The sequence below is a fragment of the Enterococcus pallens ATCC BAA-351 genome (assembly GCF_000407485.1).
Classification (GTDB): Bacteria; Bacillota; Bacilli; order Lactobacillales; family Enterococcaceae; genus Enterococcus_A; species Enterococcus_A pallens.
This window is the reverse complement of record NZ_ASWD01000002.1, coordinates 279,951-304,817: the sequence shown is the minus strand read 5'-3', so window position 1 is coordinate 304,817 and position 24,867 is coordinate 279,951. Positions and strand designations below refer to the sequence as shown.

General features: G+C 43.1%; 24 protein-coding genes and 1 pseudogene. 20 read left to right on the top strand and 5 right to left on the bottom strand.

All coding sequences use genetic code 11. The features are described from left to right. Window positions 1-34 precede the first annotated feature (34 nt). The 4 genes from I588_RS08115 (at window position 35) to I588_RS08100 (ending at window position 4,242) form a co-directional block, all read left to right on the top strand. Entirely contained in the window at window positions 35-1,504 is a 1,470-nt protein-coding gene (locus tag I588_RS08115) for an ABC transporter permease (protein ID WP_010755526.1), read from the top strand. Between the two features lie 12 nt (window positions 1,505-1,516). Continuing rightward, a complete protein-coding gene (locus tag I588_RS08110) occupies window positions 1,517-2,191 on the top strand; it encodes an ABC transporter ATP-binding protein (protein WP_010755527.1) in 675 nt (224 codons plus the stop codon). Then, window positions 2,184-3,599, top strand: a complete 1,416-nt coding sequence (locus I588_RS08105; RefSeq protein WP_010755528.1) for a PASTA domain-containing protein — start codon at window positions 2,184-2,186, stop codon at window positions 3,597-3,599. The genes I588_RS08110 and I588_RS08105 overlap by 8 nt, the downstream gene beginning before the upstream one ends. Before the next feature lie 220 nt (window positions 3,600-3,819). Beyond that, complete coding sequence (locus I588_RS08100) at window positions 3,820-4,242, top strand: phosphate-starvation-inducible PsiE family protein (protein ID WP_010755529.1); 423 nt, start codon at window positions 3,820-3,822, stop codon at window positions 4,240-4,242. Between the two features lie 10 nt (window positions 4,243-4,252). Here the strand turns inward: I588_RS08100 and I588_RS08095 are convergent, their stop codons facing one another. Further along, window positions 4,253-6,073 (bottom strand): sensor histidine kinase, encoded by a 1,821-nt coding sequence (locus I588_RS08095; RefSeq protein WP_010755530.1) that lies wholly within the window; start codon window positions 6,071-6,073, stop codon window positions 4,253-4,255. A gap of 54 nt (window positions 6,074-6,127) precedes the next feature. Between I588_RS08095 and I588_RS08090 the strand changes: the two genes are divergently transcribed. Continuing rightward, window positions 6,128-6,838 carry a response regulator transcription factor gene (locus I588_RS08090; RefSeq protein ID WP_010755531.1) on the top strand — a complete coding sequence of 237 codons (711 nt, stop codon included), beginning with the start codon at window positions 6,128-6,130 and terminating at the stop codon, window positions 6,836-6,838. Here I588_RS08090 and citG read toward each other — a convergent pair. The 3 genes from citG to I588_RS08075 form a co-directional block, all read right to left on the bottom strand. Continuing rightward, window positions 6,811-7,701: a triphosphoribosyl-dephospho-CoA synthase CitG gene (gene citG / locus I588_RS08085; protein WP_010755532.1), complete on the bottom strand. Its 891-nt coding sequence runs from the start codon at window positions 7,699-7,701 to the stop codon at window positions 6,811-6,813. The genes I588_RS08090 and citG overlap by 28 nt on opposite strands. Continuing rightward, window positions 7,694-8,389 (bottom strand): GntR family transcriptional regulator, encoded by a 696-nt coding sequence (locus I588_RS08080; RefSeq protein ID WP_010755533.1) that lies wholly within the window; start codon window positions 8,387-8,389, stop codon window positions 7,694-7,696. The genes citG and I588_RS08080 overlap by 8 nt, the downstream gene beginning before the upstream one ends. 73 nt (window positions 8,390-8,462) lie before the next feature. Continuing rightward, window positions 8,463-9,809, bottom strand: a complete 1,347-nt coding sequence (locus I588_RS08075; protein ID WP_010755534.1) for a CitMHS family transporter — start codon at window positions 9,807-9,809, stop codon at window positions 8,463-8,465. Window positions 9,810-10,228: 419 nt separating this feature from the next. On the opposite strand from I588_RS08075, the gene I588_RS08070 reads away from it, so the two are divergent. From I588_RS08070 to I588_RS27265, 15 genes and pseudogenes are all read left to right on the top strand, one after another. Continuing rightward, window positions 10,229-10,564 carry a hypothetical protein gene (locus I588_RS08070; RefSeq protein ID WP_010755535.1) on the top strand — a complete coding sequence of 112 codons (336 nt, stop codon included), beginning with the start codon at window positions 10,229-10,231 and terminating at the stop codon, window positions 10,562-10,564. A 14-nt stretch (window positions 10,565-10,578) separates the two neighbouring features. Beyond that, a complete protein-coding gene (locus I588_RS08065) occupies window positions 10,579-10,983 on the top strand; it encodes an acetyl-CoA carboxylase biotin carboxyl carrier protein subunit (RefSeq protein ID WP_010755536.1) in 405 nt (134 codons plus the stop codon). A gap of 32 nt (window positions 10,984-11,015) precedes the next feature. Then, window positions 11,016-12,131 (top strand): sodium ion-translocating decarboxylase subunit beta, encoded by a 1,116-nt coding sequence (locus tag I588_RS08060; RefSeq protein WP_034692558.1) that lies wholly within the window; start codon window positions 11,016-11,018, stop codon window positions 12,129-12,131. Between the two features lie 13 nt (window positions 12,132-12,144). Next, a complete protein-coding gene (locus I588_RS28045; RefSeq protein WP_010755538.1) occupies window positions 12,145-12,270 on the top strand; it encodes an OadG-related small transporter subunit in 126 nt (41 codons plus the stop codon). A gap of 15 nt (window positions 12,271-12,285) precedes the next feature. Next, window positions 12,286-13,305, top strand: a complete 1,020-nt coding sequence (citC, locus tag I588_RS08055) for a [citrate (pro-3S)-lyase] ligase (protein WP_010755539.1) — start codon at window positions 12,286-12,288, stop codon at window positions 13,303-13,305. After that, window positions 13,292-13,600 carry a citrate lyase acyl carrier protein gene (citD, locus tag I588_RS08050; protein WP_010755540.1) on the top strand — a complete coding sequence of 103 codons (309 nt, stop codon included), beginning with the start codon at window positions 13,292-13,294 and terminating at the stop codon, window positions 13,598-13,600. Before citC ends, citD begins: the two co-directional genes overlap by 14 nt. Then, window positions 13,588-14,475 (top strand): citrate (pro-3S)-lyase subunit beta, encoded by an 888-nt coding sequence (gene citE, locus I588_RS08045; RefSeq protein ID WP_010755541.1) that lies wholly within the window; start codon window positions 13,588-13,590, stop codon window positions 14,473-14,475. The genes citD and citE overlap by 13 nt, the downstream gene beginning before the upstream one ends. A gap of 2 nt (window positions 14,476-14,477) precedes the next feature. Beyond that, complete coding sequence (gene citF / locus I588_RS08040) at window positions 14,478-16,010, top strand: citrate lyase subunit alpha (RefSeq protein WP_010755542.1); 1,533 nt, start codon at window positions 14,478-14,480, stop codon at window positions 16,008-16,010. Next, entirely contained in the window at window positions 15,991-16,554 is a 564-nt protein-coding gene (citX, locus tag I588_RS08035) for a citrate lyase holo-[acyl-carrier protein] synthase (RefSeq protein ID WP_010755543.1), read from the top strand. The genes citF and citX overlap by 20 nt, the downstream gene beginning before the upstream one ends. After that, the gene (locus I588_RS08030; RefSeq protein WP_010755544.1) at window positions 16,547-17,941 is read left to right on the top strand and encodes an oxaloacetate decarboxylase subunit alpha; all 1,395 of its coding nucleotides are present in this window, start codon (window positions 16,547-16,549) and stop codon (window positions 17,939-17,941) included. Before citX ends, I588_RS08030 begins: the two co-directional genes overlap by 8 nt. Before the next feature lie 127 nt (window positions 17,942-18,068). Continuing rightward, window positions 18,069-19,055, top strand: a complete 987-nt coding sequence (locus I588_RS08025; protein WP_010755545.1) for an AraC family transcriptional regulator — start codon at window positions 18,069-18,071, stop codon at window positions 19,053-19,055. Window positions 19,056-19,291: 236 nt separating this feature from the next. Beyond that, a complete protein-coding gene (locus I588_RS08020) occupies window positions 19,292-20,539 on the top strand; it encodes an MFS transporter (RefSeq protein ID WP_174316922.1) in 1,248 nt (415 codons plus the stop codon). Window positions 20,540-20,596: 57 nt separating this feature from the next. Next, window positions 20,597-22,177: an alpha-L-rhamnosidase-related protein gene (locus tag I588_RS08015; protein ID WP_010755547.1), complete on the top strand. Its 1,581-nt coding sequence runs from the start codon at window positions 20,597-20,599 to the stop codon at window positions 22,175-22,177. Between the two features lie 39 nt (window positions 22,178-22,216). Continuing rightward, window positions 22,217-23,566, top strand: coding sequence for an MFS transporter (locus I588_RS08010; RefSeq protein ID WP_010755548.1), 1,350 nt, complete (start codon window positions 22,217-22,219; stop codon window positions 23,564-23,566). Between the two features lie 123 nt (window positions 23,567-23,689). Further along, window positions 23,690-23,842: pseudogene (locus I588_RS27265) on the top strand (tRNA epoxyqueuosine(34) reductase QueG); the annotation flags it as partial. Window positions 23,843-24,109: 267 nt separating this feature from the next. Here I588_RS27265 and I588_RS08005 read toward each other — a convergent pair. Continuing rightward, complete coding sequence (locus I588_RS08005; RefSeq protein ID WP_010755549.1) at window positions 24,110-24,763, bottom strand: GntR family transcriptional regulator; 654 nt, start codon at window positions 24,761-24,763, stop codon at window positions 24,110-24,112. Between the last annotated feature and the right edge of the window lie 104 nt (window positions 24,764-24,867).

The following is a 24,867-nucleotide window of genomic DNA, read 5'->3' as shown; positions in this document are numbered from 1 at the left end:
GTACAACACTGTTCGGCGAGTGAAAGGAAAGCAAATGAATTATTGGAAGCGAGCATGGAGCAGTGTCAGTCGGAGAAAAGGGAAATCATTGATTCTTTTTGCCGTAATTTTTGTTTTAGGAAATGTCATTGCCGGAGCGATTGCAATTCAGCAGTCTACAGGAAATGTGGAGAAAAAAATGAAGCAGCAGCTGGGGGCAACCGTCTCGGCTGAGGTGGACTTGGATAAGCTGATGCAGGGTAGCGATTCAACGGCAGCTATGAAGGGGCCGGAGCCTCTAAAAGAAGAGCTTGTTAAAAAGATTGGTGAATCTTCTTATGTGAAGGATTACGATTACAGCTACACAGGTTATCTTACGTTGGATTCCTTTAAAACTTATCAGTTAGAACAGGATAGTATTAGTATCAACGGCGGGATGAATATGCTGACGTTAAAGGGCAGCAATAAGACCGAGCCGGCAGATTTTAAAAATAAAAAAGTCAAGCTGGTAGAAGGCAGCTTCCCGTCACAGGAGGATATCAAAAATGGTCAATCAACGGCGGTGATTTCTAAAAAGGTTGCCGATGAGAACGGCTTAAGTGTCGGTGATCAAATGGTGCTGGACACCACGTTTGTTTCGCAAAAAGCAGATGGCAGTACCGATTCTCAGGAATCATTGAAGCATTCAGTGAAGATCGTCGGCCTTTTTGAACCAATTAAATTAGATAAAAAGAAAAACGATGGCAAAGGTGGCGGGATTCAAGAGCAATTCATGGAAATGGATCAGTTTAATACGGCGTACATGCCCAATAAGTTGGTGAAATCCATTACCCAAGCTGAGTTTGAAAAGGGCAAAGAAATTGATCCAGCAGCTTATGATGATGCCAGCAGCACTGATCAAATTACTCCAATTTATACCTTGAAAAGTCCCGATGATGTCGAAGCCTTCAAGGAAGAAATGAGTACCATGCTGCCAGAAGGCTACAAAGCGACGGCCTCTACCGATGAGTTTGATAAGGTTGGCGCTAGTGTGAAGAAGCTGTCCACGATTTCTGGCTATGTGGTGATTCTATCGATTATTGCCTCTTTACTGATTATTTCGTTAGTGGTGGTTCTATTCTTACGAGATAGAAAGCATGAGTGGGGCATTTACCTTTCCTTAGGCGAGCGCCGCAAGAATATTATGCGTCAGGTTGTTTTGGAGCTGTTAGTGATTAGTTTGGTGGCGATGTGTCTGTCGTTAGTGACCGGTAATTTCTTAGGAAAACTGATCTCAGAATCTTTGGTTTCCAGCGATGCCTTGGCCGAGGTTCAAAGTGCTGCAGGGAGTCAGATGATTGTGGCTGGCAGCCAAAGTCTAGGCTCTGGTCTAACGACCGATGATGTCATCAACAATTATGAAGTGACGTTCTCCTTGTCTTATATTGTGACGTTCCTTGTTTCAGGATTAGCTACCGTATTATTGTCAGCTGTCTTACCGCTGACCTACGTGATGCGCCTAAATCCAAAGAAAATCATGATGTAGGAGGAAAACTAGATGACAATTTTAAAAGCAAAAAACGTAAGCTATTTTTACCAGGATGGCGATCAAAAACGGATTATTCTGCAGGATACCTCGATTAGCTTTGAGCAGGGACAGTTTTATACTATTTTAGGTGATTCAGGTTCAGGAAAAACGACTTTTTTATCACTGATTAGTGCGTTGGACGAACCAAAGTCCGGACAAATTCTTTATCACGATAAGAATATTAAAGAAATTGGCTACGATGAGTATCGCAGAGATGATATTAGTATTATTTTCCAAAATTACAACTTGGTTCCCTATTTGACTGCTTTGGAAAATGTTTTGGTGGCTATGACCATTACAGATAATAAATTACCAGCAGCTCAACAGGAGGTAGCTTACAATCTGTTGGATTATATTGGTATTACCAAGACGAAGGCGGACCGATTAGTGACACAGCTTTCAGGGGGAGAGCAGCAGCGGGTAGCGATTGCTCGGGCATTATCGACGAATGTGGATATCATTTTGGCGGATGAGCCCACCGGCAACTTGGATGAAGAAATGGAGCAGGAAATTGTGGATATCTTCAAGGATCTGGCCTTCACTCACAATAAATGTGTGATTGTGGTTACCCATTCCAAGGAAATTGCCAAGCAATCGGATAAAACCTTCTTCCTAAAACAAGGCGAGTTGGTCAGCTATGAGTGATTTTCTCTCTAATTTTAACAGCAACAACTACCATAAGACGGACAAACCCTCTTCTGATGAGCCAACATCATCTCTCCCCAAAGAGCCCGTCGAGGAGGAGCCTGAACAAGCGTCAGCTTCAGAGGAACCAAAAAGCGAAAGCCGCCGTCAAAAGACTGAAATGACTGAGATAGACGATACCTATCAAGCCAAGCAAAAGAAGAAAAAAAGACGGATTGTGATAGGGATGATCGTTGCTGCAATTGTCGGTATAATGGTCTACTATCGGATTAGCCATGTAAAAATGCCTAATTTCGCGGACAAGCCCTTGTCAGAAGCTCGGGTCTGGGCAACTGAAAACAAAATACAGGTGGAGACTAAACAGGAATTTTCACTGAAGAAGGAAGCCAACACTATTTTATCTCAATCGCAGAAAGCAGGCAGCCAGGTCAAAAAAGGCGGCAATCTTCAGCTGACGACCAGCAAGGGACCGGATCCTGACCAGAAGCTGAAGCTGCCGGACTTTTCAACCTTAAGCAAGCAGCAGGCGGAAAATTGGATCAAGGAACATCAGGCAACCAATATTTCGTTGATCGAGGAATATAGCGATACAGCTGAGAAAGGGAAGTATCTTAATTTTGAGATTGCCAACCCTGAGGTAACCAACCAAAATTATCGACGCAAGGATGCTGCTAAGGTCTTCTACTCAAAAGGGAAGGAAACCTACAAGAAGAATATTGCAGTGCCGGATTTCATTCGCAAAACCCGGGGAGAAGTAGAATCCTGGGCAAAAACCAATGAAATTAATGTGACCTACGAAGAAGCGACCTCCAACGATGTACCGGCAGACAGCATTATTTCGCAAAATCTCTCGAAGGACGAAAAAATTGCGAAAAAGGATGCCATGACAGTCGTTGTGTCACTAGGCAAAGGGTTCACGATTCCCAACTTTGCAGACTACAGCTTAGAAGATGCCGCCAATGCAGTCGAAGGTGTTCAGGTTCAAGCAAAAGGGATTTATACCAACGATCTGCCGTATGGTCAGCTGGTTTCTCAAAGTGTTGCTGCCGGGACAGTACTAAACGCTAAAAATGATTTACGGGTTCAAGTATTGTATTCATTGGGACAACCGTATTTAAAGGATCTTAGAGGAACGACGGTTGAAGGCGATTTGCAGAAGTATTTTTACAATGAGTTTCAATCTAAAGGAGCCAATATTCATTATGTCATCCGTCATGTGGATTCTGATCAGCCAAAAGGAACCGTGGTGGGCATGAGTACCCGCAATGTTTATCTGCCACTGGACTATACAGTTTCACTGGATATTAGTTTAGGAAATTTAGGCTCAGCAGATAGTATTCCTAACAGCAACAATCAGCAGCAGGGCGGAAGCGGCGAGTCCCAAGGAGATACTCAAGGACAAGAATAAAAGTTGTTTATAGCCTTAATAGCAAAATGACTAGTAATTATGAAAAGAATAATCATCGCTTGTGTTATACTCAGCGGTGGTTGTTCTTTTTTTTGTTATAAGGATCTTGAAATCTGAAGGTTTGCTGAGATGGAAACCTAGAAATTTTATTGTCTTTTTATTGTGTTTAGCTAAAAAAGCATGGTTTTTTTCGTTATAATTAAAGGAAGGATAAGGAGGAATGCGTTTGGGGAATAAATTTAAATTATTTGAAAAAGGAATCAGTTCTTTTATTGACCTTTTGTTAGCGCTTTTAATTATTGTGGTTTTGATTGTTATGGGAGAAGCTATTTTTACCATCATTACCCATGTTATTCCGTTAGCTTCAATGGAAGAATTGTCGATTTTAATTGAAGAAGTTGCTACGTTGTTTATTTTGCTGGAAATTATTTTGATGCTGCTGCGCTATGTTAAGGAAGGCCATCATATTCCGGTTCGTTACTTGATTTTGATTAGTATTACAGCGATTCTACGGGAGCTGCTGCTGGCTCAGGGAGAAGGTGTCGAAACACTCTTTTTGGCACTGTCCATCTTAGTTTTAGTGTTTGTATTGTTTATCTTAGAACGAATAAAAGCCTTCCACAAATCCGATAGCGAATTGTGAAAGGCGTTGGTTAGGTTGTTGGCGGGTCATCAGTCAATGGAATTCCAATAACAAAGGAGGTTCCGGCATCTGAACTGGTGACTGAAAGCAGCCAATCGTTCTTTTTAATAATCGAGGAAACAATAAACAGACCTAGTCCAGTACCACCACTGGCAGTTTTCGTGGTGAAGAAGGGCGTGAAGATTTTGTCTTCAATTTCTTTCGGGATACCGGGCCCATTATCGGTAATTTGAATTAAGGCAAAGTCTTTGGTACTGTAAGCCAGCGAATGTTTTTGGAATTGCTGGCATTCCTGTTCATCAGCCCGTTTAACCAAAACATCAATCACCGTATTGGCTTTGCGAGCTTGGTAGGCATTGGTTAACAAGTTGTACAGAATTACCTGCAGCTCTTCTTTTTCAAAATAGCTGTAGCCGGTAGCCTGCTGTTGAAAGGTCAGCCGAACTTTTTTAGGAATCAGAATCCGCATTGTTTCAATTGCTTCGGCAACGGCGGAGGTAATATTAACGGTCTCCTTCGTATTAGAGGCCAGTTTGGAAAAACGCAGGACATTGGTAGAAAGCTTCTGTCCACGTTGGGCAGCATGATAAACTTCCTGCAGATCCTCGACTAATTCTGGATTTTGCTGGTGTTCTTCGATCATTAGTTCTAAATTACCAATCATCGGAGTTAAGAAATTATTCATATCATGAACAATCGAAGTCGTCAGCAGGCCGATGGTTTCTAGTTTGGATTCCTGCAGCATGCTTTTTTCCAGGGAGTGCCGTTCGTTCATCAGCTTTTGTCGTTCAATGAGGCGTAAATTTTCAAGGTAGCTTTGGTTGCGCCGCGAGTAGCTTCGTAAACTAAAGGCCAGCAGTAAAATCGTTGCCAGCAGGATGCAAAGCAGACCTAAAATAATCAGACTTTCTTGGATGGCCATGCCGTTTTGTTCATAAAAATCAGAATTGGTGGCAACGATCCAGCGGGCTTTTCCGATGGTAATCCAGCGGTAAGCAGTCAGCTTGAGGACGCGGGCACGGGCAGGGTCCTTTTTGTCCCACCAATAGGAATAATAGCTCATGGTTCCATTAGCGTTGGCTAATTGCGTCTTTTCTAAGCGTTCGAGATCGGTATAATCAAGATCAGGGTATTTTTTTTGACGATCCTCCACAATTGACCAACTGATTTGTTCATGGGAGGGGTGCATGAGCACCTTCATATCGCGGTCTTTAATCATGGTATAGCCGCTGAATTGATCATCTGGATCCAAGGTTGAATGATACAGCTGCTCTAAATTAAGGGGCAAAATCAGCAGTGCAATCGGCTGATTCTGACTGTTTTTTATCAAGCGATACAGGTTTAAATAAGCATGACCAGCTTCAAAGTAGCTGTCGCCATTTTGATCTACCTGCCCCTTTAAGGCTTTCGAAAAATAGCTGTCCTTTTTTATCACTGCCGGCAATTCAGCTTGAGAAGTAAAGGTTTTGTTCTCAAATGACTTGCCGTCTAGCAGGTTCCCTTGCAAATCCAGCAGATAAAGCCCCGTAATAGCGGCTGATTTATTGCTTAAGCTGTTTTCGATTTGTTCGGTTTTGGTTAATTCCAGCGGTGTATCGTCAAAAAAGACATTGGAGGCATAATCCTCCAGCGACAAGGAGTAAGACTCAATTTCTAACGTAAGAATATTGATTGCATAATCGTTTATTTTAATTAGCTGATCAGTTCCCATTTTCAGCGCATGCTTCTGTGTGCTGCGATAGGTAGTCGCCGTCACGACAATCCCAATTATTGTTAAGCAGAGGATGCTGATTAGGCTGATAATCAACCATTTATTTGAAGGTTTATTCATAAATGATCCTTTCCGAAAAAAAGAAATATCCACCCATCATTAGGAGGAACGAATGTGAGAAACGAAAAGATTTTGGTTGTAGACGACGATTCAGCCATTCGGCGTTTAATTTGGAAATCATTACAATCAACAGGTATTTTAATTTATCAAAGCGACTCAGTGGAAAAAACGGTTGATATTATGAGTCGTGTCAAGTTTGACCTGTTTATTCTAGATATCAGTCTGGAGCATGACAATGACGGCTATCATTTGGCCCAGCTGATTAGAGAACAGGATCAGGTTGTTCCAATCATTTTTCTTAGTGGTAAGAAGAATGAAGAGGACATTATCAACGGACTAGAGGTAGGGGCCGACTACTATATGACCAAGCCTTTTTCACCGAATTTGTTAAAGGCTCAAGTCGTGGCCACTCTGGACCGCGGAAAAATCCTTAAGAACCATCAGACGACTGAGAATAAGAATGAAATCATTGAGGGGGATTTTCGCTTTGACCGCAGCCGTTATCAGCTGTACAAAAAGGGCGAACCCATCAAGCTGTCCTCAAAGGAAATCAAGCTGATTCAGTTCTTCATGGAGAACCCCGATCAGGTTTTCTCCAAGGAGCAGATCTACCATAGTGTCTGGGGAGATGGCGAAATGGATGCCAATACGATCATGGTGTTCATCAATCATCTGCGCAATAAAATTGAAGATGACCCTAAGGATGCCCGATACATTAAGACTATTTGGGGCTTGGGTTACACCTTTTTGCCAAATGGGGAGTAGAACAAGCCCTCCAGCTGAGCAAAATAAATTCCCAGAGCCAGTAAATCGGCGGAACCTCCGGGACTAAGATGACGCTTCGTTAATAGTTTATCATAATTTGTGAGTTCATTAAGCAATTCTTTTTCTAAAAGAGCTGCTTGATGAATTTTTTTGCTTTCTTTACGAACGGTTTCTAAGGCTTCGCTGCCGCCGCGATGCAGGAGATTGCTGTCTTCAATTTCACTCATTAAATAAATCAAGCTGCGCAGCAGCAGGATATCGGTTTTCTCTTGCTGATTGGTCCGCAGGTAGGGCAGCAGAACATTTGCTAAAGCCGGGTAACCAGCCGCTGCTTCACCGCGAATGCCGGTACTGCCTTTTTCTAAGTATAGCTTTTCACCATAGGAAAGGTTTTTCTTCCTATTTAAATGTTGAAAATCCTCCACCAGCAAAGGCTTGGTTAATTCACTAGCCAGCTTTAGAATTGCTTGAGTATCGGCAGGTGAGAAGGGCAGCTGAGAAGCTGATTTTCCTTGAAGATACAAGCCAGTAGCGCCTAGCAATACAGCAAAGGAAAAATTAGCACCTTTATGGGTATTGATCCCCTTTGTTGCTGTCAGCATAGCTTCTTCAGCTAAGCTGCCGGTTTGTCTTAGCTGATTGAACAAATCAGGTAGGCTGCCGGTATGCTGATAGCCTAATTCAAAATAGTTTTGCAGAAATGGACGCAGACTGACAATACTGTGAATAAAGGTAGTAAAGTCCATATCGTTGTGGGCGCCGTTGGTCACTCGGTCCACCAGTCCCGGCTTAGGCGTTAAAGCTACCTCCAGCCACAGCGCTTTTTCAGCACAGCTGACAATGGCGTTTTCTAGACTAATCAATTTTCCGCCGCTCCATTTCCGTTAAAATGAATTTCAGTGAACGTTCCAAATGCTCATGGGTAATCAAGGTAATTTGTTCAACATTATTGGTTTTCATACCGCGATAAATTAACCAGTGTTCCTTCAAGGCTTGGTCTCGGCGATTGGAGGAGCGAATAGCAATATCGCGAAAATAGACAAGGTAAGCCTGTAAATTCAGCACAATTGATTTCAAGCGAGGCATCTGACTTTTTTCATAAATGAAGGCATTAAAGTCAGAGAAATTCTTCAGCACTTCCTCTACTTTGTCTTCTTTATTTAGCTGTTCACCGTATTCCAGCAGCTCCTTTAATTCAACAAAATCAGCTTCCGTCATGCTTTCCATGGCTTTAATAGTAGCCATCGTATCTAGCGCCTTGCGGATATCGTAAATCTCGTAGGCATCCTTAATACTGATTCCCTTTACAACAATGCCAACTCTTGGTACATGCTCCACCAATTGTTCCTTCACTAATTGGGTCATGGCATAGCGGATGGGAGTACGGCTGATATTCAATACCTCAGAAAATTCTTTTTCATTGATTCTTGCGCCCGCCGGGATTTCTCCTAAAATAATTGTTTTGCGAAATGCTTCATAAATTAAGACCTTTAATGTTTTATTTTGGGTCAGGTCCAAATTTTTACGAATTGCTTCTACGTAAGGACTCATGATTTTCTTCCTTTCATTTAGCATAGGATAAAACAGGAAAAGCAAGGCCAGAAATCCGGCCTTGCAGGTTTTCTTATTGAGGAATGTATAGTGGCATATAACCAAATAATACTAAGGTAACGATGAAGATTATGAAAATACCTAATGCATATTTGGCAGATTCTTTTTGCCATTGTCCCATGTCTAAGCCTGTTAGACGCAGCAATAAATAGATAAAGGCTACTAAAGGACTCAATAAGTGGAAGGCTTGTCCCATTAAAGAGGCTAAAGCCATTTGCATATTGGTAAAGCCGTAAGCACGACCTGCTTCCGCCAAGACCGGCAATACACCGAAGTAGAATCCATCGTTGGAGATGAAGAAAGTACCTGGTGCTGAAATTAAGGCAATTACTAAACCCCAGAAGCCAGCTAGTTGTTTAGGAATAATTGTGGTGAAGCTGTTAGCCAAGGCAGTTGCCATTCCTGAGCCTTGGAACAAGCCCATGAATACCCCTGCTGCAAATACTAGGATAACTACTTGTACAGCATCCCCGCCGTTTGCACCGATTCGAGCTGACTGATGCTTCAGCACTGGATAGTTTACCATTAAAGCGATACAAGTACCAACTAAGAACAACAATAATGGTGGCAAACCGATTGGCTCATAGAATGATCCAGCTACTAACCAGGCAATCAAACCAATTGTCAAAATACCATTAAAGATAAAGTTTTTCGGACGACGGATTTCTAAGGTTTCTGGATCCGTTACAGTAGTCATTTCTTCAATTTCAGCATCAGATAATTCAGTAATCCCTAAGCGGGCACGTTCCTGTTTACCCATACGACGAGCAACAAACAAGATTACATAAAGAATAGATAATACCATTCCTGGTGCTAAATAACTTAAGATGTCGGCGTCTACTTCTAGTACGGCCATCGCACGAGCTGTTGGACCGCCCCATGGAAGCAGGTTCATGATAGTGTTTTGTAGAATAACCAAGACACCTAGGTTCATCATTTTCATGTTTAGTTTCTTATAAATAGGAATAAAAGCTGAACAACAGATTAAGGTAGTGGTTGTTCCATCACCATTCAATGAAACAGCTGCTGCAACTACTGCCGTTGCGATCAACACCTTCATTGGATCGCCTTTGGCAAAGTGAATCATTTTCTTGGTTACCGGATCAAATAATCCCGCATCCAACATAATAGAGAAATATAAAATAGCAAAAAGCAGCATAATACCTGTAGTAGAGGTTGTACTAATGCCTTCTAAAACAAAATCCCCGATATTTCCTTTTTCAGCTACCCCAGCCGCCATGGCAATTAAGGTGAAGATTAATGGAATGACCACCAGCGAGGTAAATGGGGACATTTTCTTTTTCATGATTACAAACATAAAGACAATAATCATTAAATAAGACAATACAGTTAATAACATTTTTTCCCTTCCTTTCTCATATGAAGCTAAAACTCTTTTTTGTTGTAAGCGTTGACAAACCCCGGTGATAAAATATAGCTTTTTTTGATTTGTATAATACTTATGTTATTTATCGTGGGTGTGTAACCGCTTAGCACCTATAGAATAATCAATTCTTCCTCCACAAAAAAGAGCCAAAGGGAAAAAAGAACAGGAAAAGAACAATTATCAACTGATAGTCTTAGCGATTACTTAACAAGATATTAATAGAATCTTAACGCCTTGAAAAACCTATTAAATCAACGTTTTTAAGGAGTTTACCCGTTTTTTTCTATAAAAGGAACAATGAAAGAACAATAATTCGGGATTTAAGACTATCCAATTGCTGGTGAAATCATTTAATCTGGACTCAAGCAAATAAAGTTGGAAAGGAGATTGACGTGTCTTTATTCAATAAGTTTTTTAAAAAGAATAAAATTGAACAAATGGATCAGCCAACTGCCAAGAGTATGAAGGAAGAGTCACCGGCGAAAGATAACGATGGATGGGAAGAAGTGCCAGCTTTTATTGCTACCGATCCAAAGGGCTATCCGTTAGTTAGCTTGATTGCCACCGCCATAGCCACTGGCGATCAGCCTGACAGTCAGTTTGTAGTGAAGCGGATTTTGAAGCGAAATCCTGAAGCGAAACAGGTAGCGTTGATTGCTGCCAGCCTAGCTGCGGGAGCTCATCCAGACAGTCAGTTAAGTGTTCGAAAAATTTCAAAGAGAAAGTAATTAGGAGGAAGAAAATGTTACGCAAATTTAAAATCTCAATTGATGGTCAAGAATATTTAGTAGAAATGGAAGAAATCGGCGGGGTTCCTCAGCCAGCACCGGCTGCTCCAGCAGCTCCGGCACCTGCAGCTGCTGAACCAGTTCAAGCGGCAGCCCCTGCAGCAGAAGCACCAGCAGCGCCAGCGGCAGCATCCGCACCAGCGGGAGCCGATGCGCTGACAGCACCAATGCCCGGCGCTATTTTGAAAATTCTAGTAAATGTAGGGGATGCAGTGAAGCAAAACCAACCATTAATGATTTTGGAAGCGATGAAGATGGAAAATGAAATTGTGGCCAGCAGTGACGGTACCGTTACCGGTATTCATGTACAACAAGGCGATGTAGTAAACCCAGGCGATCCTTTGATCACAGTTGGTTAAGAAATAAATATGGAAAAAGGAAGTGACTTTTGTTGGAAACATTGATTGAAGGAGTTTTAGGCATGGGGCAGGAGCCAGGACGCATCGTCATGATGGTGATCGGCGCTGTACTAATGTACTTAGGTATCAAGAAGGAATATGAACCAACCCTGCTGGTACCGATGGGGTTAGGAACAATCCTAGTAAACTTCCCGAACTCCGGTGTGTTGAGTGCTGCAGGAGAACCGGGACCGTTCCAAGTATTGTTTGATTTTGGAATAAGCACGGAATTATTCCCCTTGCTGTTGTTTATCGGAATTGGGGCGATGATTGACTTTGGACCATTGCTGCAAAATCCGTTTCTACTATTATTTGGGGCTGCGGCTCAATTTGGTATTTTCTTTACGATTATTGTCGCAGTATTGTTAGGGTTTGATTTGAATGATGCGGCTTCGATTGGAATTATTGGAGCAGCCGATGGACCAACCTCCATCTTTGTAGCAAATACCCTGAATTCGAAATACATGGGCGCCATCATGGTAGCCGCTTATTCCTATATGGCACTAGTGCCGATTATTCAGCCAGTTGCGATTAAGGCTGTAACGACGAAAAAAGAACGTCAAATTCGCATGAATTATCGTGCCGGTGAGGTTTCACAAACAGCGAAGATTTTATTCCCGGTGGTCATCTCAATTGTTGCAGGTCTGATTGCACCAGTTTCACTGCCATTAGTTGGTTTCTTGATGTTTGGGAACCTGTTAAGAGAGTGTGGCGTATTGGATCGCCTATCCTTAACTGCTCAAAATGAGCTGGTGAATATTATTAGTATTTTGTTAGGACTTTCTATTTCCGTAAAAATGCAATATGCAGAATTCTTGCAGGTAGATACGTTAATGGTAATTGGCTTAGGTTTAGTCGCTTTTGTAATGGATTCTGTTGGTGGTGTACTATTCGCCAAATTACTGAATCTGTTCCGTAAAGAGAAGATCAACCCAATGATCGGAGCAGCCGGTATTTCAGCCTTTCCGATGTCTAGTCGCGTGATTCAGAAGATGGCAACAGAGGAAGATCCGCAGAACTTTATTCTAATGCATGCGGCAGGCGCCAATGTTTCTGGTCAGATTGCTTCAGTTATTGCTGGTGGGCTGTTGTTGGCCTTGTTAGTTTAGGAGGGAAAAAAGAATGTCTGCAGATTTAATGAAGTCATTTGAACTATTGGTATTTGGTTGGGGCGGCGTGTTTGTCGTTATCCTGATTATTTACGTAGCTTCACAATTGTTAGCGAAATTGTTCCCAGTCAAAAAATAAAAAGGGGATTTTAAAATGTTTGATTTAAAAAGGCTCTGGCTGGATAAAGACAAAGCGATGCTTCAGCAATGGACGGATCTAATGGAGCGTTCCGGCTTAAGCCCGCAGGAAAGTGTCGAGTACACAGTAGGACTACTTAAAGACGGTCAATTGGTTGCTTCAGGATCTTATCAAAAGAACATTATTAAGTGCTTAGCGGTAGATAAAGAATACCAGTCAGAAAACCTGTTAACTCAAATCATGATTCATTTAATGGAACGGATGCGGGAAAAAGATCTGAATCATTACTTCCTGTATACCAAACCTAGTGAGGCGAAAATTTTTCACTCACTGGGGTTCCATACGATAGTAGAAAACGAATCGGTGCTGTTTACAGAGCAGGGCTCACCTAATATTGACGACTACCAGGAGCTCTTAGAGAAACATCGTCATACAGGGACAGCCAGCAGTATTGTCATGAATGCCAATCCTTTTACTAAAGGGCATCAATTTTTAGTGGAAACGGCCGCAGCTAAGAGCGATCATGTCTATGTTTTTGTTCTATCTGAGGATCGCTCGGATTTTTCTAGTGAGGATCGAATGAACATGGTGAAGCTGGGTGTCAGCCATTTGGATAATGTAACTGTCCTGCCTAGCCGTGATTATATGGTATCGACAGCGACCTTTCCAGCTTATTTCTTAAAAGAGAATGCACCGCTAGCCGTAGCCAAAACTCAGGCCGCGGTTGATGCTCAACTGTTTAAAGAAAAAATTGCACCGATTTTGAATATTCGCTCCCGCTTTGTTGGGGAGGAGCCATTTTCACCAGTAACGGAGGTCTACAATCGTTCATTGCAGGAGGTTTTTGGCCAAGAGCTGGAGCTGGTAATTGTTCCTCGCAAGGAAGTGGAAGGTGCAGCAATTAGTGCAACCAATGTACGTAAAGCATTAAAGGAAAAAGATGTCGAATTGTTAACCCATCTTGTTCCTAAAACAACCTATGACTATTTGAAAAAAATCAAGAAAATAGAGGTGGAGTTCAGTGGAAATTACTAAGAGTGCGGTAGCCGGTACAGTTGAATCAAGCGACATTATGATTACGCTTGATCCTCATGAAGGCTCAACAATTGAAATCGAATTGGACAGCAGTGTAGAAAAGCAGTTTGGTGATCAGATTCGCCAGGTAATCAAGGAAACGCTGGAAAAGCTGGGGATTACTTCAGCCAAGGTTGTAGCGGTGGATAAGGGCGCATTGGATTGTACCATTCAAGCCCGTACGGTAACCGCTGCTTATCGGGCAGCCGATCAAAAAGCCTACAACTGGAAGGAGATCGACTCATGGAACGCTTAAGAAGAACAATGATGTTTGTGCCAGGTGCCAATGCAGCTATGTTAAGAGATGCCCCTTTATATGGAGCAGATTCGATTATGTTCGACCTAGAGGATGCGGTTTCTTTAAAAGAAAAGGATTCTTCTCGTACCTTGGTGCACTTTGCGCTAAAAACCTTTGATTACAGCAAAGTTGAAACAGTCGTTCGTATCAACGGTCTGGATACTGTCGGTGCGTTGGATATTGAAGCGATGGTATTAGCTGGAGTAGATGTGATTCGGTTGCCGAAAACGGAAACGGCTCAGGATATCGTGGATGTAGAAGCGGTGATCACTCAGGTAGAAAAAGACAATCAGATTCCAGTCGGCACCACTAAAATGATGGCAGCGATCGAATCAGCTGAGGGTGTACTGAATTCTCGCGAGATTGCTAAAGCTTCTGAGCGGCTAATTGGTATCGCTTTAGGAGCGGAAGACTATGTGACGAATATGAAAACGCGCCGCTATCCTAATGGGCAGGAATTGTTCTTTGCCCGCAGCATGATTTTGCATGCGGCACGAGCAGCGGGAATTGCAGCGATTGATACGGTTTATTCAGATGTGGACAACACAGAAGGCTTCAAAGACGAAGTTCGCTTAATTAAACAGCTAGGCTTTGACGGAAAATCTGTCATCAACCCACGCCAAATTCCTTTGGTTAATAGTATTTATGCGCCAACCGCTAAAGAAATTCAAAACGCCAAGGAAGTCATTTGGGCAATTCGTGAAGCTGAAGCAAAAGGCTCCGGTGTCATTTCGCTAAACGGTAAAATGATTGATAAACCAATTGTTGAACGGGCAGAACGAGTGATTGCTTTAGCCAAAGCAGCAAAATTAATTACCGAGGAGGAGATTTAATTATGGTAATGAATAAAGTGAATCGCGATATTCCTCAGGTCTATGCGGATCAGTATGGTGTATACGAAGGTGAACTAGCTCATATTGATGCTTATCAAGAAGCTAGCCGTCACATTCAGCCTAAACGTCCACGGGATCAAAAATTAGTGGGCAGCTTACGAGAAGCCATTGAAAAAACCGGTTTGAAGGACGGCATGACCATCTCCTTCCATCATCATTTCCGGGAAGGCGACTATGTGATGAACATGGTTATGCAGGAAATTGCGGACATGGGGATTAAGAATCTTTCGATTGCACCCAGCTCCATTGCCAATGTGCATGAACCGTTGATTGACCATATCAAAAATGGCGTAATTACCAATATCACTTCTAGCGGCCTGCGAGATAAAGTTGGTGCTGCGATTTCGGAAGGGATTATGGAAAATCCTGTAGTAATTCGTTCCCATGGTGGACGTGCACGTGCAGTTGCTGCGGGGGACATTCATATTGATGTGGCCTTCTTAGGAGCGCCTAGCTCAGATGCTTACGGAAATGCTAACGGAACAGTCGGCAAAGCTACCTGTGGTTCATTAGGCTATGCTATGGTGGACGCGAAATATGCGGATCAAGTGGTCATCATTACCGATACCTTGGTGCCATTCCCAAATACACCAATTAGTATTCCTCAAACAGATGTGGATTTTGTGGTGGAAGTAGAGGCGATCGGGGATCCAAAAGGGATTGCCAAAGGCGCGACGCGTTTCACTAAGAATCCGAAAGAATTATTAATCGCCGAATATGCTGCTAAAGTCATTACCGGTTCACCTTATTACAAAGAAGGCTTCTCTTTCCAAACAGGAACCGGCGGCGCGTCCTTAGCAGTTTCACGTTTCTTACGGGAAGCCATGATTGAAGACGGCATTAAGGCCAGCTTTGCACTAGGCGGTATTACCAACGCTATGGTTGAATTGCTGGAGGAAGGCTTAGTTGAAAAGATTATCGACGTCCAAGATTTCGATCATCCATCTGCGATATCCTTAGGTAAAAATGCGCAGCATTACGAAATTGATGCCAACATGTATGCTTCACCTTTAAGCAAAGGATCATTTATCAATCAGCTGGATACAGCGATTTTATCGGCTTTGGAAATTGATACCAACTTCAATATTAATGTTATGACCGGTTCAGATGGCGTAATTCGCGGGGCATCTGGCGGACATTCCGATACAAGTATGGCCTGCAAGATGAGCTTGGTGATTTCACCGCTGATTCGGGGAAGAATTCCGACAATCGTGGATGAAGTAAATACGGTAATTACACCTGGTGACAGTATCGATGTGGTCATTACCGAGGTAGGGATTGCCATCAATCCAAAACGTCAGGACCTGATTGAGCACTTTAAAGATTTAGCTGTACCGCAATACACGATTGAAGAGCTAAAAGAGCAGGCTTACAGTATCGTAGGGGATCCTGAGCCAATTCAATACGGAGACAAAGTAGTAGCGCTGATCGAATATCGTGATGGGACCATTATTGATGTCGTCAAAAACGTTTGATGACCTCTTCAACGGCCCAGACATCTCACTGGAGGAAATGCTGGAAAGCCGGGAAGAACGTGCGGCAATGCAACAGGATTTGCTGCACGCCGACAACCAGAGTTCATTGCTTTGCGCGACGATGAATATTCCTGGTCCAGTGAAGACGTCAGTGAAGCTAGAGGAAATATTTAAAACAATCACTGAAGCAATTGAACAGGAATTAACCGGAATTTCTCCCAATGCCAATCTATATTGGGAGAAAAATACGGGGCTGGAATATTATCTGCTGCTGCCGCTGGCGCCTCAAGAGCTGAAGAGCAAGATGGTTCAGATTGAGGAAGAGCATCCTTATGGTCGATTAGTTGACCTGGATGTGCTGTGGCAGGAGGGAGATAAAATTAAAAGCATCAGCAGACAGGAGCTGGGCTTTGCCCCGCGTCGTTGTTTTATTTGTGACAAGGATGCCAAGGAATGCGGCCGTTCCAGAGCCCATTCCATTCTAGAAATGCAGCAGGCGATTGCTGAAATTGTTGAAAAGGAAGAGGAGTTGAAACATGGCTAAAAAAATCCAGTTCATGGAAACCGTACTGCGGGATGGTCAACAAAGCCAAATCGCAACGCGCATGCCAACGGAGGATATGCTGCCGATTTTAAAAACCTTAGATGAAGCAGGCTATCATTCGCTGGAAATGTGGGGCGGTGCCACCTTTGATTCATGCATTCGCTTTTTGAATGAAGATCCATGGGAAAGACTGCGCTTGATCCGCAAAGAAGTCAAAAATACCAAGCTGCAAATGCTGCTGCGGGGTCAAAATTTATTAGGCTACAAAAACTATGCCGATGATGTTGTTCGTGATTTTGTTGAAAAATCCATTAAAAATGGGATTGATATCATTCGAGTATTCGATGCATTAAACGATACGCGTAATTTGACTACCTCTATTGTGGCAGCCAAAGAAGCTGGCGGACATTGCCAAACCGCGATATCCTATACTACCAGCGACATCCATACGGTGGATTATTTTGTAAAGCTGGCGAAGGAAATGGCTGATTTAGGCGCTGACTCAATTTGTATTAAGGATATGGCGGGTGTTTTAACGCCCCAGACTGGGTTTGAGCTAGTCAGCCGGATCAAGGATCGAATTGATTTGCCGCTAGAAGTTCATACCCATGCCACTAGTGGTATTTCAGAAATGACCTATTTGAAGGTTGCTGAAGCAGGTGCGGATATTATCGATACGGCTATTTCATCCTTCTCCAGCGGTACGAGTCAGCCTGCAACCGAATCAATGGCATTAGCGCTAGAAGAACTAGGCTTTGACACAGGCTTGAAGATGGATAAAGTGAGCGAAATTGCTAATTACTTCAATCCGATTCGCGATCGTTTCCGTGATGAAGGCATTCTGAATCCTAAAGTGAAGGACATCGAACCAAAAACCTTGATCTATCAAGTACCTGGCGGCATGTTGTCCAATCTGCTAAGTCAGTTGACTGAGCAGGGCATGCAGGATAAATATGAAGAAGTCCTAAGTGAAGTGCCAAAGGTTCGGGCCGATCTAGGCTATCCGCCATTGGTTACACCGTTGTCGCAAATGGTGGGAACGCAAGCCCTAATGAATGTTATATCCAAGGAACGCTATAAACTGGTTCCTTCTGAAATCAAAGATTATGTGCGTGGGCTCTATGGCCGTCCGCCAGCACCAATTGATCCGGCAGTACAAGAAAAAATTATCGGTGACGAAGCAGTGATTACCAATCGTCCGGCTGACTTAATTGAGCCGCAGCTGCCAGCGTTCCGAGAAGAAATCAAGGAATACGCTAAATCAGAGGAAGATGTTCTGATGTATGCCTTATTCCCGCAGCAGGCCAAGGATTTTCTCGGCCGTCGGGAAGATCGCTTTTACGATGTTCCTCTGCAAACAGTTCAAGTAACGATTGATATCCCTTAATTTTGTATCCTCCTTATGATAAGTTTAAATAGAAAACAGAAGCAGTGCTGGTTGCTTCTGTTTTTTTGTGCGTTCATTTTTTGATTGAAAACGTTTATAATAAAGCGGAATGGCAGGGGGGAAGCACATGGATTTGAATGAACTGAAAAGACAGCTGTGGGCTGAGAATGCGATTGAGCGGGAGCAGCGAATTGAAGGCTACAATGTTAATGACCAGCATTTGCCTTATGATGAAGAGGCGGTGCCTAAAATGCCGGGCAAGTCCTTTTTCAAAGAGGGAAATATTTTTATAAACAAGCACCATCGCTATTCTGAGATGCCAGCGCATACCCATGAATTTGTGGAATTCAATTACATGTTTTCCGGCAGCTGTGTGCAGTATATCAATGACAAACGGATTGAACTGCAGGAAGGCGAAATTCTGCTGATTGATAAGGAAATTGTTCAGCGGATTGACGCGCTGGGTGAGGATGATATTTTAATCAATATTTTATTGCGGGATGACTCCATCACCACCGAGATTGTGGTGAACATGGTGAAATCTAACGGGCTGGTGAATGAGTTTCTGATGAATGCCTCCAACGATTATGGCAGTCACGATGCCTTTATTCATTTCCATAGTGGCGATAATCCAGCCGTGCAGTCGATTATTCATCAAATGATGCTGGAATATTTCAGCAAAAAGAATTATTACATGCGGGCGATGAATTTATGGCTGTCCCTGTTAATGATTGAGCTGACTCGCGTGATTGAGGAGGACAGCTTGGAGCAATACAGCGAACGGGATGATGAAATTTTAAACATCCTGCGCTATATTGAAGCGAATTATGCATCTTTAACCCTTTCGGAGCTGTCGCGGCATTTTGGCTATAATTCCAATTACATCAGCAACAAATTGAAGAAGGAAACTGGCCGTTCTTTTCAGGAGCTGATTAATTCGCTGCGGTATCAGACAGCGCTGGAATTGATGGAGGAAACGGATAAAAGCTTTGAAGAGATTTCCTATGAGATCGGCTTTGAAACAGTCCCTTCCTTGTATAAGCTGTTTGCTAAATACACTGATTTAACACCAAAAGAGCTAAGAACGGCGATTTTATCAAAGGATATAACATAAGAAAAGCAAGAAGTACGTTTGATCGGTACTTCTTGTTTTTTTGTCTTCATCTGTGAAATGGATAAGAAATGTGTGGGATTTTGCAATAGCTGAAAAACGGTAAGGCGCTTACAATTCAAGTAGTTAATCAAATAAATTATAGAACTTAAGGAGAGTGTTTAACTGTGAGTAAGCAAAAGAGCTCAACACTGGTGAAGGAATATTCGCCATTAGCAACAGCTGCTGGAATCGGCTCAATGTTAGGATCAGGCTGTATTGTGGGTTTGTCAGCGACTATTCCAGTCTGGCAAAAGGGATTAGAATTGACAGCTGGTCAGGTTGGAATTATTTCTGGAGGATTAACCTTTGCGATTGCCTTCGGGTCATTATTTGCCGGTCAGATTACTAAAGGTTTCGGTCTTATTCGTTCGTTTAACTGGTTGAATTTATTTTACGCAATTGGTGCTGGTGTATGTATTCTGTCAAATAGCTTTGCGATGCTATTAGCGGGTGTGATTGTGATGGGAATTTCTTCTGGAGCCGATTTACCAATCAGCTTAACCGTCGTTTCCCATGATGCACCGGATGAACAAACCTCGGCTCAGCTGGTATCCTCTACTCAGATTTTTTGGCAAATTGGGGTTTTTATTTCGTATATTTGTTCCTTCCTGCTTTCAGGAATCGAAGGGGTCTTAGGGGCAAGAATTGTTTTTGGAATTTTGTTTGCCTTTGCCTTAATTACTTGGTTATGGCGTTCATTTTCACAAAAGTTCAAACGGTTTCACGAAGAAGGGACTGCTCGTCAATTAGCACAAAAAGCAATTCAAAATGCACCGCAGGAAGTTTCCTTCAAAACGGTCTTGTTTGGTCAAAATAAAAACAAATACCTGGGCTTCTTCGCCGCAATCTTAATTTTCTATGTATGCTGGAATTTACTGGCGAATACTTGGGGCCAATTTCAAACCTATGCCTTAACCAATGCAGGGGCTAGTCAAACCCAAGCAACTGGTTTGGGAATTGTTCTAAACATTGTTTCCTTAGCTACAACAATTGTTTTTGCTTCAGTGGCTGGTGGGAAATACCGCAACAAAGCATTCTTTATTGGCGCATTTGTTCAGTTCGCAGCTATGCTGGGTATGGCCTTAATTGGCGGCGGTGCCGGCTTTATCGCTTTAGCAATCACGATTGCTTTTTACAACTTTGGGAATCCTTTGGCTGGCGAAGCCATTTACAAGGTATGGACTCAAGAGTCCTTCCCAGCAGAGGTTCGGGCATCATTACAAGGCTTTATCAACGGATTTTCTCGGATGTGCTGCGGCTTGTTTGCCTTCGTAACCCCATTTTTAGTAGCACCTGACCGGATTCAAACATCAATGTACGGCTTTGCCGGAATCGTGTTGCTGGCAACAATTGCTGGAGTGATCATGATGCGCCTGCAGAAGAAACATGGCGTTGGCGAGCAGCAAGCAACCGAAGAATCAAAACTGAAGGATGCAACCGTTTAAGGATAATAATCGGAGAAGTAATCAAGGGATTGCTTCTCCATTCATGGAGGGAAAAAGATGGCATTTACATTTCAAATTAATCAGGATGTGGTTTGGAACCACGACGAAAAACTACTAGCCAAGGCGGAAAGCAACACGCCTGATTTGATTCAGACAACGGTGACACCCACTGCGATTGCCGAAATCGTCCCTGATGGGAAAAGTGTCAACGGTTTCAAATCAGTAGTTAGTGAGAAAAACATTGGACAGCTGCCTGAGTATACGCTGGGGCGAGATGAAAAAATCGTCTTAGACTTAGGCGATCATTACGTTGGGAAATTTACCATTGATATTGATTCAGTGGGTTCGCCGATGGATGCGCCATTGTATCTACGGTTAAAATTCGCCGAAGTACCGGCCGAAATCGTGGCGGAGTCCGCCGACTATGACGGTTGGCTGTCACGGTCATGGATTCAGGAGGAATTTGTGCATCTGGATGTGCTGCCGGCAACCTTAGCAATGCCGCGTCGCTACAGCTGCCGCTATATCGAGCTGAGTGTGATTGATACTTCGCCAAAATGGAAGGCCAGCTTCAGCAATCCTACCTTCACAGCAGAAAGCAGCGTATCAATGGAACAGCTGCCGCAGCCTGTGATTGAGGACAAGGAATTAGAGGCGATCTACAATATTTCAGTTAAAACGCTGCAGGATTGTATGCAAACAGTCTTTGAGGATGGACCTAAACGGGATCGCCGGTTATGGATTGGCGATTTGCGCTTGCAGGCTTTAGCAAATTATGCCACCTTTGATGATTTAGCTTTGACGAAACGTTGTATGTATCTGTTTGGCGGGATGACGACGGACGAAGGCAAGATTCCGGCTAACGTTTTTACCGAGCCTAATTTAACACCGGATGATACCTTCCTCTTTGATTATAGCTTGTTCTTTTCTACGATCTTGTTTGATTATGTCCAACATACCCAAGATCAAGCGGTTTTGCAGGATTTATATCCAGCAGCGAAAAAAGGAATAGATTTAGCTTTGCAGCAGGTGGATGAAGCTGGTCGTTTAGTGTTAACGGAAGATTGGCCAGTATTTATTGATTGGTCCAACGACTTTGACAAAGCAACTGCAGGGCAGGCCGTCATGATTTATGCAATCAAACGCTTTATCCAATTGGCGGAAAAAATGCAGGATCAGCAGTTAGCCCAGTATCAAGAAGCTTGCCAAAAATTAGAAAGCTTTGCTAAAACCGCTTTGTATGATGCAGCGAAAAAACAATTTGTAATTGAGGACAGTGGCGAAGTAAACGTGGCCAGTCAGGTCTGGATGGTTTTAGCTGAAGTGATGGATACTAAAACTAATCAGGAAATTATGGAAACAACCATCAAAGAACAATTTCCGATTACCGGCTTTGGTACACCGTACATGTATCATCATGTAGTAGAGGCACTGTTTGTGGCTGGATTGCCAGAAGCAGCAGTGCAATTAATGAAGGATTACTGGGGCAAGATGATCAGCATGGGGGCCGATACTTTCTGGGAAGCCTTTAAGCCAGAGGATTTGGACTTCTCACCTTATGGCAGTCCGATTATCAGCAGCTATTGCCATGCTTGGAGCTGTACACCCGCATATTTAATCAAGAAATATATAAAGTAAGACCAACAGAAATGGGGAAAGAAGATGGAGTCTTTGAAAATGAGTACACAGACGGATAAACCAATCTCAAAGTGGCAGCAGCGTATTGGTTATGGCGTTTCTGATTTGGCATGTAATTTAATTTGGCAGATGATTTCGCTGTATTTATTGTTCTTTTACACTGACATTATGCAGCTGAGTGCTTCGGCGATTAGTTTGATGTTTGTTTTGACCCGCTTCGTGGATGGAATCACCGATCTGTTGGTTGGCTATTTAATTGATCACACCCACACCCGTTGGGGCAAATCCCGTCCGTATTTTCTTTTTGGGGCGGTGCCCTTTGCCTTGTTTGCCTTTCTTTGTTTTAACGTGCCGGATATTTCGGCTCATGGCAAATTGATATATGCCTACATTACTTACTTTGGTCTTTCGTTGGCTTATACGATCGTGAATGTACCCATGGCTTCGATCCTGCCTAGCTTGACGAACGATACGGAGGAACGAACCGCTTTATCGACCTCCCGGAAATTCTTTGGCTTCATGGGAGCAACCGTAGTTAGCTCATCTGCCTTAGTGCTAGTCAATTACTTCGGTGGGGACAATCAAGCGGTGGGCTTTAAAATTGTGATGGCGATTTTTGGCGTAATCGGCTGCCTGCTGTTTTTCTTTACCTTCTTTAGTGTTCGGGAAACTGCGACGATTAACCCCGAGAAGGCTTCGGTGAAAGAAATTTTTACCAGCCTAAAGCAAAACAAGCCTTGGTTGATTTTTGCTTTGAACATTCTCTTTATGTGGACCGGATTCTTTATTCAAACCAGTGCTTTAGTTTATTACTATACGGTGGTGGTAGGCAGTCGCGCCTTATCGATTTCGGTGGCAACGATTATGTCGATTGTCCCAATGGTTGCAAACTTCTTCGTGCCGTTTTTGGCAAAACGCCTAGGTAAACGGAATCTGTATGTTTCTGCTTCAGTTGTTCAGGCGTTAGGAATTGTGATTATTTTGCTGGGAGATGTGAATCATTTGATTATCCTGTCGGGAGCGGTAGTCTCAGCGATTGGTTATGGCGTGAAGGAAAGTATTTACTTCTCCATGCAGGCGGATCCAGTGGACTACGGCGAATGGAAAACCGGCGTGAACGTTTCTGGTTCACTTTCGGCCATCAACGGTTTTTTAGGAAAGGTGGCACAAGCTTTATCTGGCGGGATCGCCGGAGCCTTACTGGCTTGGGGAAATTACACACCAGGGGCTGCAGCTCAAAGTTCGCAGGCGGTATGGGCAATCAAGGCCATGTATGGGTATATTCCTTTGCTGCTGATTATCGGTTCCATTGTGACCATGCTTTTCTATCAGCTGGACAGCATTTATCCGCAAATTAAACAGGAATTGGAAGCAAAAAGAGCAGCATAAAAAAGAGGTACTCGCTGATGGCATAAAAAAGCCGCAGCGGGTCCTCTTTTTTTCGTAAAAATTAGGCTCCTCCGTTATAACCAAGCTTAAAGGGAGGAGTTATAGAATGACCCTTAAAGAAAAATCATCGCTGAAAGTCAACGGCTGGGAATTGATAAAATCGGCTTTGCTTCTGCGGAGCCGTTCACTGAATTGGAAGCTTCCTTGCAGGAATGAGCCTACACTTCAGGTTTTGAGCATTCGGTGATTAAGGAACGGATATATCCAGAGCGAACCTAGGTGATCGTTCCGCTTTACCCGACTTGTTCAAGGTAGCTAAGGAAGATGTTCGTCTGGTAATTCGAGGAACAGCAGCCTGAGCGATTGGTCGGTTGGGAAAGAAGCGGACATTTGGTTAGAGAACTTGCAGGAATTACAGCGAATAGAACAAGATCAAGCAGCGCTGAAGGAAATCCAGCAGGCAATCGATAGATTAGCATAAATAGGCCGAATGAGCCGGTACTTGTAGAAGTACTGAAATCATTCGACCTTTTTTTAATTTTTCTAAAGGGTGCCGTAGTGCAGAATTTGATGATTGGCGTATTCTTGATAATCCATTAATTTAGCAATCGCTTGATCAAACTGATTGTTCTCAATCAGCGCCAAGTATTCCTGAAAGAATTGAACGGTGCTGATCGTTTTCTTTGGTGAATTGTGAGGATCCGCCATTTTGCGATACAAAGAGGTGCTGATTACTCGGGCCCACAGATTTTCATAGGTAGGAATCAGCAATTCGTTGCCGGCTGCTTCCATAATTTTGGTGTAAACCTTGGGCATTTGATTAATATATTGCGCATAGTCTAAAGCTGCGCGATAATTTTTGGCTGCAGTTAGTCGTTCCTGGATAGCATCTACATCAAGAATGCTTAGTCCGGTTTGGGCTTTTTTGGTGGCCAAAATCATCCACTCGACACAAATCTGAGTTACATCCACCATTTCCTTCACACTAGCCTCACGCAAAGTCACGCCGCGATTCTTCTTGTAAACTACCAGCTTTTCTTGCTCCAGCTGTTTCAAGGCAGAGCGGATCGGCGTTCGGCTGTGGCCCAGCTTTTTGGATAAAGAAGCCTCAGATAAAATTTCATCCGGTTCAATCCGACCATAAAGAATGGCTTGCTTGATCTCCTGGTACGCACTGGATTCAATCGATTGAGTCATGACATTCATTCCTTTACATAGAATTTACAAAAAAACTACGGAATCTTGATGATTCCTGCTCTTCATCAACAGTATACTACAGTTGTTCAGTGGTATACTACTGA

Coding starts and splice junctions, on each gene's coding strand:
- I588_RS08015 (WP_010755547.1), top strand. CDS start 20,597: ATGGCATTTACATTTCAAATTAATCAGGATGTGGTTTGGAACCACGAC.
- I588_RS08030 (WP_010755544.1), top strand. CDS start 16,547: ATGGCTAAAAAAATCCAGTTCATGGAAACCGTACTGCGGGATGGTCAA.
- citE (WP_010755541.1), top strand. CDS start 13,588: ATGGAACGCTTAAGAAGAACAATGATGTTTGTGCCAGGTGCCAATGCA.
- I588_RS08100 (WP_010755529.1), top strand. CDS start 3,820: ATGCGTTTGGGGAATAAATTTAAATTATTTGAAAAAGGAATCAGTTCT.
- I588_RS08025 (WP_010755545.1), top strand. CDS start 18,069: ATGGATTTGAATGAACTGAAAAGACAGCTGTGGGCTGAGAATGCGATT.
- citC (WP_010755539.1), top strand. CDS start 12,286: ATGTTTGATTTAAAAAGGCTCTGGCTGGATAAAGACAAAGCGATGCTT.
- I588_RS08115 (WP_010755526.1), top strand. CDS start 35: ATGAATTATTGGAAGCGAGCATGGAGCAGTGTCAGTCGGAGAAAAGGG.
- I588_RS08005 (WP_010755549.1), bottom strand. CDS start 24,763: ATGACTCAATCGATTGAATCCAGTGCGTACCAGGAGATCAAGCAAGCC.
- I588_RS08080 (WP_010755533.1), bottom strand. CDS start 8,389: ATGAGTCCTTACGTAGAAGCAATTCGTAAAAATTTGGACCTGACCCAA.
- citX (WP_010755543.1), top strand. CDS start 15,991: ATGTCGTCAAAAACGTTTGATGACCTCTTCAACGGCCCAGACATCTCA.
- citF (WP_010755542.1), top strand. CDS start 14,478: ATGGTAATGAATAAAGTGAATCGCGATATTCCTCAGGTCTATGCGGAT.
- I588_RS08105 (WP_010755528.1), top strand. CDS start 2,184: ATGAGTGATTTTCTCTCTAATTTTAACAGCAACAACTACCATAAGACG.
- I588_RS08110 (WP_010755527.1), top strand. CDS start 1,517: ATGACAATTTTAAAAGCAAAAAACGTAAGCTATTTTTACCAGGATGGC.
- I588_RS08020 (WP_174316922.1), top strand. CDS start 19,292: ATGTTAGGATCAGGCTGTATTGTGGGTTTGTCAGCGACTATTCCAGTC.
- I588_RS08065 (WP_010755536.1), top strand. CDS start 10,579: ATGTTACGCAAATTTAAAATCTCAATTGATGGTCAAGAATATTTAGTA.
- I588_RS28045 (WP_010755538.1), top strand. CDS start 12,145: ATGTCTGCAGATTTAATGAAGTCATTTGAACTATTGGTATTTGGTTGG.
- I588_RS08010 (WP_010755548.1), top strand. CDS start 22,217: ATGAGTACACAGACGGATAAACCAATCTCAAAGTGGCAGCAGCGTATT.
- I588_RS08075 (WP_010755534.1), bottom strand. CDS start 9,809: ATGTTATTAACTGTATTGTCTTATTTAATGATTATTGTCTTTATGTTT.
- I588_RS08095 (WP_010755530.1), bottom strand. CDS start 6,073: ATGAATAAACCTTCAAATAAATGGTTGATTATCAGCCTAATCAGCATC.